Here is a 20,447-nt window from a genome sequence, read left to right on the forward strand (position 1 = left end):
TTACTATTTAGTTGTGAATGGGTAATGCTGGTTTTATAACTGGCACACTGTAAACAATAGATGAGGAAACGGCAATGCCAACTAAAACACACATGAAGTCACTAGCATTATCAATGATGTTAGCTTTTTCAGCGGGTTCTGCGACTGCAGGAGTTACTGATAAAGATATCTTAGCCGACCACAAAACCAATGATGACGTTGTCACCAACGGAATGGGTCTTCAAGCACAACGCTTCAGCACACTTGATCGTATCAACAAAGAAACTGTTGATGACATGCGTGTTGCATGGGCTTTTTCACTCGGTGGTGAGAAGCAAAAAGGTCAAGAAACTCAGCCAATGATCAAAGACGGTGTGATGTATATCACTGGTTCTTATTCTCGTGTTTGGGCAGTTGATGCCCGTACCGGTGAAGAGTTATGGCAATACGAAGCGCGTTTACCAGACGGTATCATGCCTTGCTGTGACGTGATTAACCGTGGTGTAGCGTTGTATGATGATTTAGTCATCTTCGGTACTTTGGATGCCAAGTTAGTTGCACTAAATAAAGACACTGGTAAAACAGTTTGGAAAAAGACTGTTGAAAGCTACAAAGCTGGTTATTCCATCACTGCGGCACCTATTGTTGTAGATGGTAAAGTTATTACCGGTGTATCGGGCGGTGAATTTGGTATTGTAGGTGCGGTTCGCGCATACGATGCAAAAACAGGTAACCCAGTTTGGGAACGCCCGACTGTCGAAGGTCACATGGGGTATGTCTGGAAAGAAGGCAAAAAAATCGAAGCCGGTATTTCTGGTGGCGCACCTGGCAAAACATGGCCAGCCGACCTTTGGAAGCACGGTGGTGCAGCGCCTTGGTTAGGCGGTACTTACGATCCTGAAACCAATCTTTTATTCTTCGGTACAGGTAACCCTGCACCATGGAACTCACACTTACGTCCAGGTGACAACTACTTCTCATCTTCGCGTCTTGCTATCAACCCTGATAACGGTGAAATTGTTTGGCATTTCCAAACCACACCACATGACGGTTGGGATTACGATGGGGTAAACGAAGTTGTATCATTTAACTACCGTGAAAATGGTAAAACCGTTCGCGCTGCAGCAACTGCAGACCGTAATGGTTTCTTCTATGTCTTGAATCGTGAAAACGGTGATTTTATTCGCGGTTTCCCATTTGTTGATAAAATCACTTGGGCAACAGGCCTAGATGAAAAAACAGGTCGTCCAATTTATGTGGAAGACAATCGTCCAGGTAACCCAGCTGCGTCTGAAGATGGTAAGCAAGGTTCAACAGTTGTTGCAGCTCCTGCATTCTTGGGTGGCAAAAACTGGATGCCTATGGCTTATTCGCAAAGAACTGGTTTATTCTATGTTCCTTCAAACGAATGGGAAATGGATATCTGGAATCAGCCTACGTCTTACAAAAAAGGCGCAGCGTATCTAGGTGCTGGTTTTACGATTAAATCAATTAATGAAGATTACATTGGTGTGCTTCGCGCTATCGATCCAAAAACAGGTGAAGTAGTTTGGCGTCACAACAACTTTGCTCCATTATGGGGTGGGGTACTTGCAACAGCAGGTGGACTTGTCTTTACCGGTAACCCTGAAGGTCACTTAATGGCTTTTGATGACAAAACGGGTGAGGTAGTTTGGGAATTCCAAACTGGTTCAGGTATCGTTGGGTCTCCAGTGACATGGGAAATGGACGGAGAGCAATACCTCACCGTTATCTCTGGCTGGGGTGGTGCGGTCCCATTATGGGGCGGTGAAGTTGCTAAGCGTGTTAAACACCTAAATCAAGGTGGTACAGTGTGGACCTTCAAATTACCACAAAAATACGCAAAGAATTAATTTAGTTGTGTTGTAATGAAAGCCCTCTTTGGAGGGCTTTTTTATTGGTTTGGAAAATCGAATTTTTCCTCCCAAAGTACTAGTTTTTTCGCCCCATTGATGCATGGCAACCTCTGCTGAAGAAGCGCATTATAAGATACGTGAAATAAACAACTCTCAATCGAGGACAACTATGATTTACGCAAATCCCGGAAGTGAAGGCTCAGTCGTATCCTTTAAAAACAAATATGACAACTTTATCGGCGGCAAGTGGGTAGCACCAGTGAAAGGTGAATACTTCACAAATACATCACCAGTGAATGGTGGCGATATTTGCCAGATCCCTCGCTCAACAGCTGAAGACATTGACTTAGCGATTGACGCCGCTCACGCAGCAAAAGACGCTTGGGCAGCAACGTCAGTTGCAGCTCGTTCTAACATTTTATTGCAAATTGCAGATCGCATGGAACAAAACCTAGAGATGCTAGCAGTTGCTGAAACGTGGGATAACGGTAAAGCCGTTCGTGAAACACTGAATGCAGACGTGCCATTATGTGTTGATCACTTCCGTTATTACGCTGGTTGTATTCGTGCGCAAGAAGGTACGCTTTCTGAAATCGACGAAAACACTATCGCATATCACTTCCACGAACCTTATGGTGTGGTTGGTCAAGTTATTCCATGGAACTTCCCATTATTAATGGCCGCTTGGAAACTCGCACCAGCGCTTGCAGCTGGTAACTGTATCGTGCTTAAGCCAGCTGAGCAAACACCAGCATCAATCTTGTTGTTGGTCGAATTAATTGAAGATCTATTACCAGCAGGTGTATTAAACGTGGTAAATGGTTTTGGTAAGGAAGCAGGGGAAGCGCTTGCGACTTCAACTCGTATTGCTAAGATTGCCTTTACCGGTTCTACTCCAGTGGGCGAACACATTCTTAAGTGTGCAGCTGAAAACCTAATTCCTTCTACAGTCGAACTAGGTGGCAAGTCACCAAACATCTACTTCTCTGATATCATGAATCAGGAAGATGAGTTCATCGACAAGTGTGCGGAAGGTTTTGTACTCGGTTACTTTAACCAAGGTGAAGTGTGTACTTGTCCGTCTCGCGCTCTCATTCAAGAAGATATCTATGATGCATTCATGGAACGTGTACTAGCGAAGACGAAAGCGATTAAGCGTGGCAATCCATTAGACACAGAAACTATGGTCGGTGCTCAAGCATCTGGTCAACAGTATGACAAAATCCTATCTTATATCGATATCGGTAAGCAAGAAGGTGCACAGGTTGTCACTGGTGGCGAAAAAGAACTTATCAATGATGAGTTAGACTCAGGTTACTATGTTCAGCCGACTATCCTTAAAGGCGACAACAGCATGCGTGTGTTCCAAGAAGAGATTTTTGGCCCAGTTATCGCTGTCACCACTTTTAAAACGGAAGAAGAAGCTCTGGCCATTGCGAATGACACCGAGTTTGGTTTAGGTGCAGGTCTGTGGACACGCGACTCAAACCGTGCGTATCGTGTAGGTCGTAAAATTCAAGCAGGTCGTGTGTGGACGAATTGTTATCACTTGTATCCAGCTCACGCTGCGTTTGGTGGGTATAAGAAATCTGGTATCGGTCGTGAAACGCACAAAATGATGCTTGATCACTATCAGCAAACTAAGAACCTTTTGGTCAGCTATGACATCAATCCATTAGGTTTCTTCTAAGTAATCGCTTAATTTGATAAAAAGGCTCAGTCTGCTGAGCCTTTTTGCTTTCTACAAGGTGGTATATGCGTAATATTTTCATTCTTATTGCATTACTAATGTGGTTTATCTTTCCGGTAAGAGGAGAGAATGCTACGGATATCCCTCCAGATATAGCGGACCTGTTTCCAACGGCCACGCGTGTGGCGCCACCCGATACTGATATACCGGTTATTCCTGTGTATCAATTAAGTCAGCTGCTCGGTTATGTGTTCGAATCAAAAGATTTTGCCTCGTTCATGGGCTTCGCTGGGGAACCCATAAATGTCCTAATTGGCTTAGATACTCAAGGTAAGCTTACCGGGCTTAAAGTCATCAAGCACAATGAGCCAATCTTTATCCATGGATTGGGGCCTCAACCCATGCATGACTTTACTGCACAGTATGTTGGGCATTCAATTCGAGAACGATTTATTATTGGGGCGGATGATCGCACAGGCGATGCAACGTATTTTGATGGTGTCAGTAAAGCTACTGTGTCCGTGTTGGTAATCAACGATACAATTATTTCCGCCGCACTCAAAGTCGCTCGAGCTAAGTTAGACGGGTTTGTCGCGCCTTCTAATAAAATCGTTGATCCGAAAGCCATTGTGCCCTCTAGCTGGGATGAACTCGTTGCCGGTGGTTTCATTCAAGCATGGCATGTCAATTATGAAGATACACAGGATTTACCTAGCGAAATAAAACGGGCAATTGATGATATTGCTAATGAAGGTGAGGGTAACCAATTTATCGAATTGTACACGGCGTTTTTGACCGTTGAGCCAATCGGCAAGGCTATTTTGGGTGATCAAGAGTATGCGCGATTAGTCGAAAATTTGAAGCCAGGTGAGCAAGGCATTTTTGTGCTCAGTCGCGGGGATTATTCTGTTTTATCCGATGATTTTAGACCGCAAACCGTACCCAAACGCCTTAATCTCGTGCAAAATGAATTTCCAGTGTCCATTCGAGACATAGATTTTTATCATTATTACGAGCCTGAGTTTGCGATTGACCTGCCTGATTATGAGGACCTATTGGTTCTACGGTTAAAATCACAAACGGGTTTCGAAGTGTCTATGCCAATGCGACTGGAGTTTAGTTTGGATTACAATCCATCTTTTATGGTCATTGCCCAGCATGACTTTATTAATGAGGTGGTGTTACCTGACTCGTTGTTTATGGACAATCCAGATGCCCTAGTGAAAACACCTAAACCCTTGTGGATGACCATTTGGGAAGGCAAGACATCGGTTATTGCCATTACGGTTAGTTATTTGCTCCTTATCACTTTAATGTTCATTTATCAGCAGCGACTTGCGGCTCATGAAAGATTGGTGCATTGGAGTAGAGGGGCTGCATTGGTCTTTGTGTTATTCTTTATCGGTTTTTATGCACAAGGCCAGTTGAGTGTCGTTAATATTTATACTTTACTGCTCGCTTTGTATGATGGGTTCATCATCGAGATATTCCTATTAGATCCTGTGATTTTTATCTTGTGGTGTTTCGTTTTTGTTAGTTTGTTTTTATTTGGTCGAGGTCTGTATTGCGGTTGGTTGTGTCCATTTGGCGCATTACAAGAGTTTGCAGGTATGCTGGCCAAGAAGTTACACGTTAAACAAATCAAAATCACCCCAAGTACGCATCAGAGATTACAGTATTTAAAATATGTCTTATTGGTCGGTATTGTCGGCAGCGCGTTTTACTCGATGTCAATCGCCGAAAAGCTTGCCGAGCTTGAACCCTTTAAAACCAGCATTACCTTGTACTTTGTTCGTTCATGGCCTTTTGTCGTCTATGCAGTGTTATTGCTATTGCTCAGTATGAAAATCCATAAAGTCTATTGTCGATATCTGTGTCCTCTTGGTGCAGGTTTAGCAGTACTAGGGGCATTTCCACTGTTTAAATTGATCCGCAGACGAGAAGAGTGCGGCAGTCCGTGTCAGCTATGTAAAACTAAAAAATGCGATATTGATGCGATAGAACAAGACGGCAGTATTAATTATCGAGAATGTATTCAGTGCCTAGAATGCGTTGTGACCATTGAAAACCCTTCAATATGTGTCATTGATAAATATAAAGGTAAAACCAAACGAGTGCCAAAGCAAGGTAACCCCATTGCTGTCAAGGTCAGTTAACCGCTGCAATGTCACTAAACATAAGACTAAGGTATTGGTTTATCCTTCTTTAGAAGGATTGCATCCAATAGGGGATGTAAATAAAATGTAAAAAGGGCTATTAAGGAATAATAGTCTTTATATGTGCAAGGCTATTATTATGAACCATACTCTCACTGCTACTTCTGCTTCCTTAGATGTGACTGTGGCATGTGCCGAACTCTCAGGGCAACTCAACGTTAGCGATTTTCATTCTGCTTTTATTTTAATATTTTGTTCGTCTCAGTATGACTTATCCCAACTCGCAGCAAAGTTACAACAACAATTTCCTGATACTCCGTGTTTTGGTTGTACGACTGCGGGAGAATTTGCCAAAGACGGATACAAACGTGAAACCATAGTGGCGGTCAGTTTTTCTTCTGAGTATTTTATTTTTTCTAGCGCGTTGGTCACAAATTTAAAAGAGTTCGATGTTATTTCCGCAAAAGAGCTCATGAATGACTTGAATGCTCGGCTTGTGGTGGGTCAAGAAGATGGTTTTGTACCAAACAATTTTGTATTATCACTAGTGGATGGACTGTCGTCAAAAGAAGAGGAGTTTTTGTTAAACATCGATTCAGCGATGTCTGGTATCCCTCACTTTGGTGGCTCTGCTGGCGATGACCAAATGCTCAATAATACCTACGTGTTATACGATGGTAAATTCCATGACTCCGCTGCCGTCATAATCAATGTCCATTCAACATTAAAATTCAGTGTATTTACCGTCAATCACATTGCAGAGTCACTGGGTAAATTAGTCGTGACTGATGCCGACCCTGCTACACGTCAGGTATTTGAGATCAATGCAGAGCCAGCTGCTCAAGTTTATGCCGATTTGGTTGGTAAAACCGTTGAAACGCTTGAACCGGATGATTTTGCACTATATCCATTAGCAGTAAAAGTGGGCAATGAATACTTCATTCGTTCAATTCAACGGGCAACTGATGCGTTTCACAGCTTGTCGTTCTATTGTGCGGTCGATATCGGGATCGTATTAAACAAAGTGTCATTGCGGTCAATTAATGATGCCCTCCACGATAAGCTGTCAGAGTTACAGTCAGAATTGGGTAAGCCTGCCATGGTACTTGGTATGGATTGTTTTTTACGCCGTGTCGAAGTTGAACACAAAGGCTTGTGTAATGAAACAAAGGAGCTGCATCAGCAATACAATATTGTGGGCTTTAATGCGTATGGCGAACACATCAAAGGCATTCACCTAAACCAGACATTTACAGGTGTTTACCTGAGTGAGGAAACCCATGGCTGATATGGACAGTAATGCCGAGTTGCGTGAACAAATCGCCGCCCTCCAAGCTGAAAACCACAAATTGCAAACGATCAACAAAGCACTGATGTATCGCGTTGAAGAAGGCGGAGGAAATCTCAATGCAGCCTATTCGGTATTTGAACATTCAGTGCAACTTGCTTTACATGTTAATTTAAAAACCAAAGAGCTCAATTCAGCTCTAGAGCAACTCCATCTTGCCAACCAAAGGTTAAGTGTCGCTAATAATGAGGCGAACCTGCTCAAACAGCGTTTTCACGACGCGATTGAAAGCATTAATGAGGCGTTTGTCTTGCTTGATGGTAATGGCAATATTAATTTTCAAAATTCCATGTTCGAGTCGTTTTGGTATGAAACACCAATAAGGCCAAAAGTAGGGGATAACTACTATCAGCTCAAATCCAACGCCAAAAAGCAAGGCGTGATCCTTAATGTCATCCCAGGTAAAAACAATACTACAGTGTATTACATGTCCAATCAGCGCTGGTTCCAATTGACCGAGAGGCCGACCAACGATGGTGGTATTGTTTTGTTATTTACTGATATCACTGCTCTGAAACATGCCGAAACACAACGTTATGAAAAAGCGATTCAAGCCAAAAATGAGCTGTTGCAAAATCTATTAAATAATCTTGTACAAGGGGTGTTATTACTGAATGAGCACGGCCGGCCTGAAGTCTGGAACGATGCGTTTTTGCGCTACAGTGGCTTAACCAAACACACATTAATTCGCGCCAAAAACATTCATACCCTTAATCTTAAATCCAATGTGGAACTTTTGGTTGAAACCGAACAAAACGAAACTGTACAAATCTTGGAAGATGAGTCGGTCTTTCATATTAAGCGTGTAAAATTAGAAAATGCAAAATCCATCTTAACCTATTCAGATATTACAGAAAGCTATTTATACGCTGAAACGTTAAAAGAAAACGAAAAATGGTTGCGTACCATCACCGATAATATTCCGGCGATGATTGCCTATATCGATAAAGATCGAACTTTCCGTTTTGTGAATAAAAAATATCAATCCTGGTATGGTAAAGATTCGCGTATCTTAGTTAATACACAACTCAATGAAACGGTACAGTTGCCTAACTATGGTCTATTAGAACCTTTCATTAATCGTGCATTAGACGGAGAAACGGTGAGTTTTGAAAGTCGTGAAACCGATGAATACGGCAATGAAATTTATTTACTTAAATCGTATGTGCCGAATTTTAATGCAAGTCAAAAAGTTGATGGCTTCTTTGTGTTGACTACCGATATCACTGAGCGTATAAATGCAGCCCAAGCATTGCAAATTGCGTATGACGAGTTAGAAGACCGAGTCGAACAGCGTACTTATGAATTACGTGAAGCGAATGAATCCAAGTCAAAGTTTTTAGCTGCGGTCAGTCACGATTTATTGCAACCACTTAATGCAGCGCAACTTTTCGTCAATGCTTTAATCGGGCAAACCGACTCGCATCCAAATAACCCTGAATTACTGAACTCCATGCAAAATTCATTATTTGATTTGGAGAACTTAATTGTGTCCTTAGTGGATATTTCAAAACTCGATGCGGGGGTGGTGAAAGCAGACAAGACCATTTTCCCAGTCGATAAATTACTGTCTAACATTAGCTCGGATTACAAACGAATTTCAGTAAAACACAATGTATCATTCACATCCGTTCCATGTAATGTCTATGTGAACTCCGATAGTGTCTTATTAGCCCGAATATTACGTAATTATTTGAGCAATGCATTGCGACACTCACCGAACGGCAAAGTCTTATTGGGTTGTCGTCGTCAGGGAGATTTTATCAATATCGAAGTCTGGGATAATGGAGATGGCATTGCCAAAGACGATTTGGGCATTATTTTCAAAGAATTTAAGCGCTTAAAAGCCTCTCCCAGAGCGCATCAAAGTCTTGGTTTAGGACTGGCGATTGTGGATAAAATGGCAAAGGTACTCGACCACGAAATTAATGTCCGTTCAACACTCGGTCGTGGCTCGTGTTTTTCGGTCAAAGTTCCGGTTGCCTATCCACAAACATCACTGGTAGAAAAACCACAACCAGTAATGGATTTTCACGCTGATACAGCGCACAATAACATCACAATCTGGGTGGTTGATAACGATCAAGCGATTTGTTTAGGTATGCAGAGCTTGTTATCGAACTGGGGGTTTACCGTTATGACCGCTGAATCGTTAACAGAGTTATCCGCTACTTGCGATGTGCGTAACGATAGATGTGACTTGTTAATTGTAGATTATCACCTAAACGATGAAAATGGGTTTGATGTGAGTAGGGTGGTTAATCGAGAGAGAGGGGAGCGTGTACCAACTATTATGATCACCGCTAATTATAGCCCTGAACTGCAGACTTTGACCAAGCAGCAACACATAACCTTGTTGAATAAACCGGTTAAACCCCTAAAACTTAAGATGTCTTTGCAACACCTACTCAAACTAAACTAACGTTTCAAATACTGATCAAAGTCAATGTTCGCCGCACCGACAACAACTTTGACTCGATTGGTTGCGCCTAATTTCTTGAGTATCGACGAAACGTGCGACTTTACTGTTGTTTCTGAAATATTCATTTCATACGCAATGTATTTATTGGCTTCACCTTGAGTGAGGTATTTTAAAACAATTAATTCTTTACGGGTTAGAAGCTGCATTTTCTCAGGCAAAATTTCAAATTCTTTATTGCTCTTGGTCGCTGGTTTGTCTGATGCGGTGCGAATAATGTCAGATGGTAAACACACATTACCAGCAAAAATCGATGTTAAAGATTCAGTAATTTGCTCAACAGGTGAGGATTTTGAGATAAAACCAACTGCACCATAAGAGATCGTTTGCAGGATTTGTTGTTTATCGTTTTCTGCTGAAATAATCACAACGGGTATAGTCGGATATTCGTTGCGCAGTTCTAACAGTCCACTTAATCCCGATGTGCTGGGCATATTCAGATCTAATAAAACAAGATCTAAATCACCTTGTTCTTGAATAATTTGATGCGCTTCTTGAATGCTTTCGGACTGGAATATGGTGCTCCCTTTAAATTCATTCTCGATGATCCCCGCAATGGCTTGACGAAAAATCGGGTGGTCATCAACCACAAGTAATTTATACATTGTTATTTTACCTTATTGAAGCATTCCTTATGCTTTGATAGTACTCCATATTAAAATCGATTTAAAGTTGATTGGACGAAAGCCTAATAAATAAAAAAGCGCTTAATCAGCGAACTGAAAAAGCGCAATCACATCACAACGAATTTGTGTTTACTTAGAAAGTAACGACTGCACCGATTGCAAAACCAGTATTTTCATTACCAGCTAGTACTACATCATCTTCTGATTTAGTGTATTCACCGACTAAGATGACGCCAGAGCTAAGTGTGTGGAAAATAGCAACCGTGGTATTTGAGATATCACCTTCGGTATTTGCAGTAGTATTTTTGTACGTGCTTTCACCATTTGAGATAACAAAACGGTTTGCACCAGACGTGTAACTTGCTTGTACTAGATAACCGTCTTGTTCCATTGTATCTGGAGAGACACTTTGGTCTAGACCGACAGTGTTACCAACGCCTTCCGAAGAGTAACCCGAAGCCGTAAATGAGAAACCATTGGCTTTGAAGTTCACACCGTAGCCAAGACCTTGTGAGTCAGCATTTACGTTTGCGCCTTCAGATTCTTGGGTCATACCGTTCAACCATGCTGAAACACTTTCACCCGTGTATTTCACTTCAAATTCAATGCGCGGCATGTCTTCTTCTGAATTCGCTTCAGCTTTATTTGGATCCATAATACCGATCGATGCAACCAACCCGTTCGACGACGGAGTAGTATAAGTGATCTGTGACTTAGGGAACGGGTAGGTATAACCAGTTGAGATATTACCAAACGATACGTTACCGCCATCTTGTAAACCAAATAAGGTGTGGCCGTAACCTAGCAGCAACTCATCGCCTAAGATGTTTGAGCGATTGAATAAACCGAAGTCTTTACCTAATAATACTGAACCCCAGTCACCAGATACTTTGGCGTAAAATTGACGTACATCAATCAATGAAGATGTTCCTGCGTCTTGGCCGCGACGTACTAAATCAGAGTCATTGATCGACACCCAAAATGACTGACGCGTTTCTACTTTTACATCGCCAACTTGTTTTGAGAAATTAAAACCAATGATGTTAGGTAAAAAACCCATCTTGACACGACTTTGATCGGTTGAAGTACCATCTGCGGCTTCAACTTCAGTATTAGTATAAAATACGTTAACTAAACCATCAGCGCTAAACGTCATGCCATCTTCGTTATACAGCTCAACCGCTGCATTTGAGCCAAAAGAAGCAAGGGCAACTGCTGATGCTAACAAACTGGCTTTGATAGAGTGTTTCATGTTGTGTTCCTATTTGTTGTTTGTGTGTACCTTATACACAATACATCAGTACAAAAATATCTGAATAAGGCAAGTTGCTGAATTAAAACATCATTTAGACATACACTTTGTGACTAGTGCTTTAGTAGGAGGAGTAAGATAAGTGTCGTTATTTACTTAACTCGCCAGACAACAAGTTGGGGTGACGAAGCAAAAGTTCATCGACCATATTCTGAGTAGTATTACTGAGTCTTCTTTCGTCGATTACGTTGAGCGTTAATATCTCTTTTGCGGGTCTTTTACTCAAAAAAATGACTTTATCTGCAAGCTCGATGGCTTCATGTAAGTCATGCGTAACCAATATGAATTGTGTTCCATAAGCTTGCTGTAAGCGTTGTAACGTGTTGCGACATTCGTTTGCCGTCGGAGCATCTAGAGAAATAAAGGGTTCATCGAGTAACAGAATATCGGGCTGAATACAAAATGCACGAGCCAAGGCAACCCGTCTTTGCATCCCGCCAGAGAGTTGTTTGGGGTAATGGTGTTGGCTTTTACTCAACCCGATGCTGTCCAGAATGTTTTTGATATCGAGTTCCGTCAGATTAGGTTTCACCAATTGCAAATTTTGCGCGACGGTTAACCAAGGCATTAAACGTGGTTCTTGAAACATCATACTGATTGAGCTGGTCGAGATAAGTGGCGAAGGGACATCGGATAACAGCCCAGCCAGCAGATGCAATAAGGTGGTTTTACCACAGCCTGACGGACCCACAATCGCTATTTTTTGGACATCCATCGACCATTGCATGGCTTGAATGACAAGTGCATCAGCATAAGAGTATTCTGGAATATTGAGCTTATCGACCACGCGCAATCACCTTATCAAGAGGTCTAAATACAATCGCTTCTAATACAAATATGACCATGACGAACGCACAGGTATACGCCAGAATACTCGCAATATCAAAAAACTGAAAAAAACTATGCAGCGCAAAACCTATTCCATCACTGCGTCCAAGTAATTCAACGACTAGGACAATTTTCCATATCAAAGATAAGCCATTACGAGCAGACGTCATAATATAGGGATACAGCTGAGGCAAATAAACTTGCAAAAATAAAGTGCGTTTGGGGATCCTAAACACGCGTCCCACATCTAACAAGCCTTCATCAATATTACGCGCACCTTCTCGCATCGTAATGACGACCACTGGAAATTTATTGATCACAACGGCCAAAATGGCGGCGGCTTCAACCAAACCGAACCAAATGTAAGCTAAAATTATGGTGACCAGTGCGGGTATATTCAATAATATGAGTAATAATCCATCGCCAATGAGGTTAAGCTTTCGGTTTGCACCCATCATGATCCCAACGATACAGCCTAACACCAGCGCGCAGACAAAACTGATCATGACACGTGTCACAGTGACCCATAAATCATTCAGTAATGTACCTTGAGCTATGTGCCACACAAGACTTTGCATTACTGCAGTAGGGCTTGGCAAGTCTTGGGGACTGAACCACATCACACTTAATTGCCAAATGATGAGTAATGTGAATAGACTCCCCCAACGCAACACAGGTTGGGTCATCTTGCCTGTCCGTCAGTGGAAGGGGATGTGATATTTGCAGATTGTTGTTGCCATGTTTGCCACAAAGGATAAGACCCTTGCCAAAAAACTCTATCTGGTAGCTGCTTCATATCGCCTAGAAGCGCAGTTTGTTCAGCATCAACTACGATCTTGAACAGTTGTTCAAACGCATTCGCTTGCACGGGGGTGAAATCCGTTAAAATCGTTGCTGGATAAGCATCTCGCAGCGCGTGAAAAACATCGTCATTTTCAGCTTTAGTCAACGCTCTGACAGATTCCCACAAGACTGGTTTTGTGATAAAACGCTGCTTGGCACGCCAAGATTGTGTCACAAATGACTGAAATACTGTTTTATTTTGAGTCATCCAATCTTCACTGGCTACCCAACCCATCAAAGGCACTTCGGTGTCGATATTGAGGTATGCCAGCATCTCACTGACGGGTAAAAGATTGACAAAACCAGAAGCGCTTGCGCGCGCGTTGTAGTGCCAGAAATTTAGCATCAAATCCAACTGACCCGAAGTAAACATTCTGTGTAATAAGGGTGGGGCGCCAAATTTTACATTGTTTGTGGTGATTGGCGTATGTTGCATAGCCGCATAGCTTTGTAGGATCACAAAATTTTTGTCGGTTGCGCCGCCTGCAACCCCAAGAGAGTATTGTGATAGTGCTTTTATTGAAAATGGTGAGTCAGGTTTACCATACACTCCACCACTGATTTTGTGCATCGGTAAGATTTGATAATCTTTGCCAAGATGTCGTTGTCTTGCTACCCAAAATACGTCCGACATAATGACGTCTACCGTATTACTTTGTAAAGCAATGGCGGCAGCATTTTTGTTTGCCATGGGCACGACGACCAATTGAAAACCATTTTGTATATCAAGTTGTTGAGACTTAATATGCGATAATTCCCAATTGATCGTACCGTACTGCAATACGCCCACCTTGATTTCTGGTAATGACTCAGCTTTGACAAAACTGCACACTAATAAATATATCAGAACCAAAATGTAACGCATTGCTTTCTCTCTATTGTTATTGCAATCCTTTAAAATTGATAATCAACTTGTACACTGATCATGCGAGGGTGCGCTGGACCAACGAAATTTGGTGATTCAATATCAGGATATATATCTTCAAGTACTTCATCTGCTTCACCATACGTCCCGAAAGTAAAATACTCTTTATCCAAGACGTTATTGGCTCGTACCGAAAGAACTAAGTGATCATTGACGTTATAATTAGCATAAAGATTAACAATACCATATCCTGCAATAGTAGGATTTTCGTTTGCTTCATCACCACGATAATACTGTTCAGATGCAAGAAGCCATTCACCACCTAAGCGCATATCTTGGTTGATATCATATTGTCCAAGCACTTTCACTTGATGCTTTGGTTGGCCAGGAATGGTATCACCTGGCTGTACCAGGCGGTTAGCTCCTTGTGGATTTTGTGGACCAAAAGACGTAAAAGGCGATTCAAATGTCGCGTTAAGATAATTGTATGCCAAGGTTAATTTTGCCTTCTCATAACGCTGGGTTAAAGCAAATTCAAGGCCTTGACGACTGGTTTTATCAATATTGATAAAATAGCCACGTGATGCAACACTGCCAGCTTGTTGGAAAATGATGTCATCGATACTGTCTGAATGATACAAGGTAGCATCCACTTCAGTATTGGCAATATGTGTATTTACATTAAACTCAATAGTTCGGGTTACCACTTGGTCTAGTGGAGGATCGGCAACGAAACCATTCGGTAAGCGACATGGATCGTCTTCATCTGCACAGCTCAATTCCGCAGGGCTTGGTACACGTGAAGATTGAGCCCAGCTTAAGTTCATGACAGTGTCATCATTGACTTGATAAGACATTCCTATCGCTGGGTTAAACTGAGCAAAGGTGTGATCTCCGTCTAGTGATCCTTCACCGTCATCAATCAAATCTTCCATCAAAATATGGTCATGATTAAAACGACCGGCAATATTGAGTTTGAGTTTTGAGTTTATTTGAGTGGTATTACTTACGTATAGTGAGCGATGGTTAGTATCCACATCTAAGCGCACGCGCGCTTCTTCATCCATGAGTTCAGTTGATTGAACACTGCGGGTGCCTTGTGCATCATCATTATCCAAGATTCCAAATTGCGTATCAGCGCGGTAGTGAATATCACCACGTTGTTGACTTGCACCAACGATTGTCACACTTGGCATACCCATTAATTCGTGGTTATAGGTAAATTGTGCGGTAAAGCCCCAAGATTGGTTTTCAGCACGACCAGTATTGTAAGTGCCATCTAAGACGGATGGATCTAGTGATGTAATTTCAGATAACGCTAAGTCTTCATAACCAATAAAATCGACTGCTTCCACTTCGACTCCGTCTACCAGTGGTAAATCATCATCGTCATCAATAACATCTTCAATTACATGTTCATCATCGTCATCATCTTCTAGTTCACACAAGGTAATGCGGCCATCGGCAAACTGGCACGCACCATAGTCTGAGTCATCGCCATTGATGGATGAAGTCGTGTTTTCACGAATGAAGAAATTACCATGAAACTCAAGATCTTCAGTCAATTCGAAATGCGTGACAACGGATACAAAATCCAATTCATTACTGGTTTGGTCAGGGCTTGTAAATACGGTATCACGTCCTTCGTATTCTAAAATTTCAAGGGGAATAGCACCATTACCGACCAGCGTATTGTCTGTCGTCAAATAATTGATGTCTACTTGTCCCGAATCATTACGATAACTGACACTCGTAAAAAGTTGTTGAACTTCTGAAGGAGAAAAACGGCGCCAACCATCTTCTTCATATTTACTGGCCATGACATAACCAGCCCACGTACCATTATTGAGACCGGTTTGTACCGACAGTTCTTTAGAGCCATATTGCCCACCAGTTAATGACACGTTTGTAGTGGTATGACTAAATCCCGTCTTAGTGTTAAGGCTTAGAGCGCCCCCAAGCGTATTTTGTCCGAATACAGGGTTTGAGCCTGAGAAAAGCTGAACATTATCTAGGGCATCCAATGGAACAAGGTCCCAATTAACGGTATCACCGAAGGGTTCATTAAAACGCACACCGTTTAGGTATAAAGAAAGCCCTTGTGGTAAACCTAATAATGGGGACGCGGTGAAACCACGATATTGTACATCGGGCTGAAAAGGGTTGTTTTGAACATCATTCAAATTCACACTCGTAAATTGTTGACGCATGATGTCGGTCAGTGAGCGTTGTGGGCTTAATCCTAAATCTTCACTGGTCAATGATTGTCTTTGCCCAAGAATGACATCTTGGTCTAGTAGTTCAGTAGACAATGGATTGTGACCTTTGACTTCAATCTTTTCGATTGAGTCATCTGCGATTGCTGCTTGTGCTAAGGCAGCCGTAATGATGGCTGCTAGGTATGAACGTTTCATAATGTTTTCCGATTTGTTGCTGTTTTTGATTTATACTTTGCAACATACGGATTTATACGGGTAAAGCAAATTGCCAAAATGGCATACAAGAGTTAATAAATTCAATAAAAACAATATTTTGCGATATTTTGGGAAAAATTCCCACCACCAAAGACTTATCGGTAAAATACTAATTTACCGTTACATTCGTTCAATTTGCCTAAGTATGGACATAAATCCTTTTGGCCCTTGCTTATTAATGAATATTTCAGCTAACCAACCGAACCATAAATTTGGTACAGCTCCTTTTGAACGCCACACCACATGGGTTCCTCCGTGTACCTCATTTAATTTAAGTTCTCCTAAATAATGATCCACTTTAAACGGTTTTGATTTGACAATTTTGTATTGGAATTGATACGGAGGCTGGTAGTCAAAGATGGTTTCTTCAAACACGATTTTGCCAAGACGAATTGAGCGTAAAGCGCCGTCCCCATTTGGTTTAGATTTACCTTGTAGTAACAGAGAAGATTCATCACATACTTTAAACTGATCATAGTTTTGGTGATCGCTCAGTATTTGAAACACATCATTAATGGGTTTAGCAATCGTGTGTTCAACATGAATAGAAAACATATGAGGCTCCTTTAATTCTTTTTTTTACGTAAAGAGACGATATAAGTTTAGAGAAAAGTCTAAATCATTGTTTATAGTACATTTATATTTGTTGCAAAGATTGATAGCTCCACATAAATTGCGCACTATTGACATCATCTCGGCACTTACATGGCACGGACAATAATCGTCGTAGAAGAAACAACTACATTACCCACAATGGATGTGGAATCATTATCTCTTAGTAATTATTTAGCACAATACCCCAAAAAAACAGACAAAAAAGTTCGCGTCCTAAACTTGTGTGACTATTCGCGATATTTGAGTAGTGGTTATTACTGTTCACTGCTGGCAGAAGCTAGACAGCATCAGGTAATACCAAGTGTCAAAAAACTCAATGAATTTCGTAAACACGCAAAAGATGTGATGTATATTAGAAAAGAAAAATGCCGAGGTCTAGATTTACCAGATGCTCAGCAACATCTCATTGTGCTTGGCGTTTCCAAAGATATTCCTAAAGTGTTCGCTGACAAAATCTATGTACAATTTCAACTGCCCATAATAGTGTGTGATATTACTGAAGACGACGATATTTTGATGTGTCGAATTGTACATGCACAATATTCCTTTTTAGATGATGCGCAAAAGGAATTTGCGCACAGCGTGATTTTATCTCAAGCGAGTCAACAACAATGGTTTAAGCCAGTACGCACCAAAAAATATCGATGGAAATTAGCCATTTTAGCCAATCCAGAAGAACCTCATGCCCCTTCAAATCAAGGGGCTTTAAAGCGATTTAAACGTGCAGGTCATTTACTTGGAATAGATGTGGACATTGTCGATGCGGCACGTCTGCTTGATATAGAGGTGTACGATGGGTTGTTTATCCGAGAAACCACTGCGATAAACCATCACACTTATGAATTGGCGATTGCTGCAGAAGCAAGTGACTTGATTGTCATGGACGATCCCACTTCAATATTGCGTTGTTGCAACAAAGTGTTTTTACACGACGCATTTACTTACCAAAATATACCTAGTTTAAAAACATTTATCATTGCTGATAATCAAACGCATGTGATCGAAGATATTGAGAATGAGTTAGGTTATCCGGTTGTGTTGAAGTTACCAGAGAGTGCGTTTTCTAAAGGCGTGTACAAAGCAAAGGATCGTTTTGAATTACAGCTGAAGTTAACGGAATTATTTGCTGAATCGGCATTGGTGATTGTGCAAGAGTATCTAAAAACTGATTTTGATTGGCGCATTGGGGTGTTAAATGGCCGAGCAATTTATGCTTGTAAATATATGATGGCCCGCGGTCATTGGCAAATCTACAATCATTCCAGCAAGCGTTTTTCCGAAGGTGGCTTTAGTGCAATGGGAACCTTTGAAGTACCCAAAAGAGTCTTAAATGCCGCAATAAAGGCCGCCGGTATTATTGGCAATGGTTTGTATGGTGTCGATATCAAAGAAGCGGATGGACGAGCGTATGTGCTTGAAGTGAATGATAACCCCAGTATTGATCACGGTGTTGAAGATGCTTATTTGGGTAATGAGCTGTACATGCTGATCATGAACGAATTTTTACGACGATTTGAGGCTAGAGGTTTATCTTATTGAAAACATTAGTTTTTAAACCAGTTACTTTGTGTGAGCTAGACATTTTATGCAATGTAGAAAAGACATATTTTGTGACTGACCGGCTTTCACGACGTCAATTTATGCGTTTTATAAAAAACAATCGCATTTGGGGGGCGTTTTTTGGCGAAACGATAATTGGGTACTGCATTATGCTGTCAAAGCAGAACTCCTCAAAATTACGTCTTTACAGCATTGTTATCACTACAGATTTTCAAGGGCAGGGGATATGGCATTCCCTTCTAGATTACGTGATCGTTCAATTCCAAAAAGTAAAGTCATATACGGATGTGACGTTAGAGGTTGCAGTAACTAATAAAAAAGCGATCGCTGCTTACAAGCGCTATGGTTTTGTCATTACGAAAAACATCACATCGTATTATCAAGATGGAACCGATGCCTATCGCATGAGCAAAAAGCTGAGTGGTTCTTGCTAATGACTTCTATAGATACAATACTTGATGTCACTTGGGTTCGGTATATCACATTGAGTTCACTCAACTTTTCTATCTTTACCGGACGATGCACGTTTCTTTCGTTCCACTTGAACATAAACCGTATCTGTTGTCGCACTGCTCGCATGCCCCAAATCCTCAGATAGATCTTTAAGTGGTCTATCGCGCTCAATTTCCATACTAGCACCAGTGTGACGCAAATAATGAGTGCTGGCTTCTTGTAGTTTTTGTGCTGCATTGAGCCCTTGCTCAGCCTTCATTCGAGTGAACGCAGCATCAAAAATCTCTTGGATTAAACGGGCAATATGACGCCCAGTCAAACCGCCTCGACCGCGAATTTTTTCTACCAATAGCGTTTGTTCACCACGTGACGGCAAAGGTGATAGACCTCGCCATTCACGATAGCGAGAAAGAAATGGCAAATAGCTTTGCGGCACAGTGATATCGCGTATTTTTTTGCCTTTTCCGTAGGCTTTAAACCACCAATTATTACTGTCATCTAACCAAAAATGACTCATCAAAGGTGTCCAATCTTTGCGTTCTGATAACTCAGATAAACGTAAAAATAAGGTTTTCATCGTGGCAATGATAAATAAATGTCTCTCATACAGTGCATCATCATCTGCCAACGCGACTGCTGTATCGAGTAAATATTGCCACTGATGTTCGGTTAACCGGCTGATATTTTTTACCTGACTGTCTTTAATCAAATGTTTGCAGTCGCGTTTTGCCAGTGGAACTGGATTACCAAAGCAAATCTCTTCGTCAATCAGATGCCGATACAATGCACTTAACGCAACAAATGTTGATGTTAACGTTTGTTGCGATGGACGATATTGTTTGATGTCTGGTGTGCGCGATTTATCGTGTTTAGGGGTAACCAAGCGAAATGGCGACCATTCTGTATTTGATTGATAATAACCTGATTGCAGTGTGAAACGGTCATTGAGCTGTGTATTTATCCAATCTAAAGGCGGTTGTACACAAAAATCGATATATCGCAGTATGTCAGCTTTGCGCAAATCGTCCAATGGACGTTGCTCATATAAAAATACCCACAATAGAAACTTTTCAACATCGTTACGAAAACGCGTATAAGTATGCTCAGATTTATTGCGTCCGATATAGAGCAAAAAATCTTTGCACCAATGCCAGTGTTGCACACGCCATGCAGGGCCACTTGTGACAAAATCATTCAGCATTGGATAATCATCAAGTGACATTACTTGAAGCTCTGAAAATGTCGGGTATAAAGGTGTTGGTTGAGGCTTAGGCATAATTTGTATTGCATTGCTTAATTATGGTCATAAACGCATGATAATCTATCTTGGGCACTATGTCTA

The 20,447-nt window shown here is 41.4% G+C and carries 15 protein-coding genes; 7 read left to right on the forward strand and 8 right to left on the reverse strand.

Features of this window, described 5'->3' with window-relative positions; all coding sequences use genetic code 11:
• Positions 1 to 74 precede the first annotated feature (74 nt).
• From NLG07_RS08775 to NLG07_RS08795, 5 genes are all read left to right on the forward strand, one after another.
• Positions 75 to 1,853: a PQQ-dependent methanol/ethanol family dehydrogenase gene (locus NLG07_RS08775; RefSeq protein WP_254855085.1), complete on the forward strand. Its 1,779-nt coding sequence runs from the start codon at positions 75 to 77 to the stop codon at positions 1,851 to 1,853.
• A gap of 172 nt (positions 1,854 to 2,025) precedes the next feature.
• On the forward strand, positions 2,026 to 3,546 hold the full coding sequence (locus tag NLG07_RS08780; RefSeq protein ID WP_254855086.1) for an aldehyde dehydrogenase family protein: 1,521 nt from the start codon (positions 2,026 to 2,028) through the stop codon (positions 3,544 to 3,546).
• A gap of 65 nt (positions 3,547 to 3,611) precedes the next feature.
• Positions 3,612 to 5,702 carry a 4Fe-4S binding protein gene (locus NLG07_RS08785; RefSeq protein ID WP_254855087.1) on the forward strand — a complete coding sequence of 697 codons (2,091 nt, stop codon included), beginning with the start codon at positions 3,612 to 3,614 and terminating at the stop codon, positions 5,700 to 5,702.
• Between the two features lie 139 nt (positions 5,703 to 5,841).
• Complete coding sequence (gene nosP, locus NLG07_RS08790; protein WP_254855088.1) at positions 5,842 to 6,990, forward strand: nitric oxide-sensing protein NosP; 1,149 nt, start codon at positions 5,842 to 5,844, stop codon at positions 6,988 to 6,990.
• Positions 6,983 to 9,472 carry a PAS domain-containing hybrid sensor histidine kinase/response regulator gene (locus tag NLG07_RS08795; protein ID WP_254855089.1) on the forward strand — a complete coding sequence of 830 codons (2,490 nt, stop codon included), beginning with the start codon at positions 6,983 to 6,985 and terminating at the stop codon, positions 9,470 to 9,472. The genes nosP and NLG07_RS08795 overlap by 8 nt, the downstream gene beginning before the upstream one ends.
• Here NLG07_RS08795 and NLG07_RS08800 read toward each other — a convergent pair.
• The 7 genes from NLG07_RS08800 to NLG07_RS08830 all read right to left on the reverse strand — a co-directional run bounded on the left by NLG07_RS08800 (position 9,469) and on the right by NLG07_RS08830 (position 17,032).
• The gene (locus tag NLG07_RS08800; protein WP_254855090.1) at positions 9,469 to 10,134 is read right to left on the reverse strand and encodes a response regulator transcription factor; all 666 of its coding nucleotides are present in this window, start codon (positions 10,132 to 10,134) and stop codon (positions 9,469 to 9,471) included. The genes NLG07_RS08795 and NLG07_RS08800 overlap by 4 nt on opposite strands.
• A gap of 154 nt (positions 10,135 to 10,288) precedes the next feature.
• The gene (locus tag NLG07_RS08805; protein WP_254855091.1) at positions 10,289 to 11,407 is read right to left on the reverse strand and encodes a porin; all 1,119 of its coding nucleotides are present in this window, start codon (positions 11,405 to 11,407) and stop codon (positions 10,289 to 10,291) included.
• A gap of 148 nt (positions 11,408 to 11,555) precedes the next feature.
• Positions 11,556 to 12,254, reverse strand: coding sequence for an ABC transporter ATP-binding protein (locus NLG07_RS08810; protein ID WP_254855092.1), 699 nt, complete (start codon positions 12,252 to 12,254; stop codon positions 11,556 to 11,558).
• Positions 12,244 to 12,981, reverse strand: coding sequence for an ABC transporter permease (locus NLG07_RS08815; RefSeq protein WP_254855093.1), 738 nt, complete (start codon positions 12,979 to 12,981; stop codon positions 12,244 to 12,246). Before NLG07_RS08815 ends, NLG07_RS08810 begins: the two co-directional genes overlap by 11 nt.
• Complete coding sequence (locus NLG07_RS08820) at positions 12,978 to 14,003, reverse strand: ABC transporter substrate-binding protein (protein ID WP_254855094.1); 1,026 nt, start codon at positions 14,001 to 14,003, stop codon at positions 12,978 to 12,980. The genes NLG07_RS08815 and NLG07_RS08820 overlap by 4 nt, the downstream gene beginning before the upstream one ends.
• 29 nt (positions 14,004 to 14,032) lie before the next feature.
• Complete coding sequence (locus tag NLG07_RS08825; protein ID WP_254855095.1) at positions 14,033 to 16,417, reverse strand: TonB-dependent receptor; 2,385 nt, start codon at positions 16,415 to 16,417, stop codon at positions 14,033 to 14,035.
• Between the two features lie 180 nt (positions 16,418 to 16,597).
• The gene (locus NLG07_RS08830; protein ID WP_254855096.1) at positions 16,598 to 17,032 is read right to left on the reverse strand and encodes an SRPBCC family protein; all 435 of its coding nucleotides are present in this window, start codon (positions 17,030 to 17,032) and stop codon (positions 16,598 to 16,600) included.
• Positions 17,033 to 17,182: 150 nt separating this feature from the next.
• Between NLG07_RS08830 and NLG07_RS08835 the strand changes: the two genes are divergently transcribed.
• Together NLG07_RS08835 and NLG07_RS08840 are read left to right on the forward strand one after the other, a co-directional pair.
• Positions 17,183 to 18,631, forward strand: a complete 1,449-nt coding sequence (locus tag NLG07_RS08835) for a RimK-like ATPgrasp N-terminal domain-containing protein (protein WP_254855097.1) — start codon at positions 17,183 to 17,185, stop codon at positions 18,629 to 18,631.
• Positions 18,628 to 19,086 (forward strand): N-acetyltransferase, encoded by a 459-nt coding sequence (locus NLG07_RS08840; RefSeq protein ID WP_254855098.1) that lies wholly within the window; start codon positions 18,628 to 18,630, stop codon positions 19,084 to 19,086. The genes NLG07_RS08835 and NLG07_RS08840 overlap by 4 nt, the downstream gene beginning before the upstream one ends.
• Positions 19,087 to 19,142: 56 nt before the next feature.
• Here NLG07_RS08840 and NLG07_RS08845 read toward each other — a convergent pair whose 3' ends face one another.
• A complete protein-coding gene (locus NLG07_RS08845; RefSeq protein ID WP_254855099.1) occupies positions 19,143 to 20,381 on the reverse strand; it encodes a tyrosine-type recombinase/integrase in 1,239 nt (412 codons plus the stop codon).
• Positions 20,382 to 20,447: the final 66 nt, after the last annotated feature.

The organism is Alteromonas sp. LMIT006 (genome assembly GCF_024300645.1).
Taxonomy (GTDB): Bacteria; Pseudomonadota; Gammaproteobacteria; order Enterobacterales; family Alteromonadaceae; genus Opacimonas; species Opacimonas immobilis.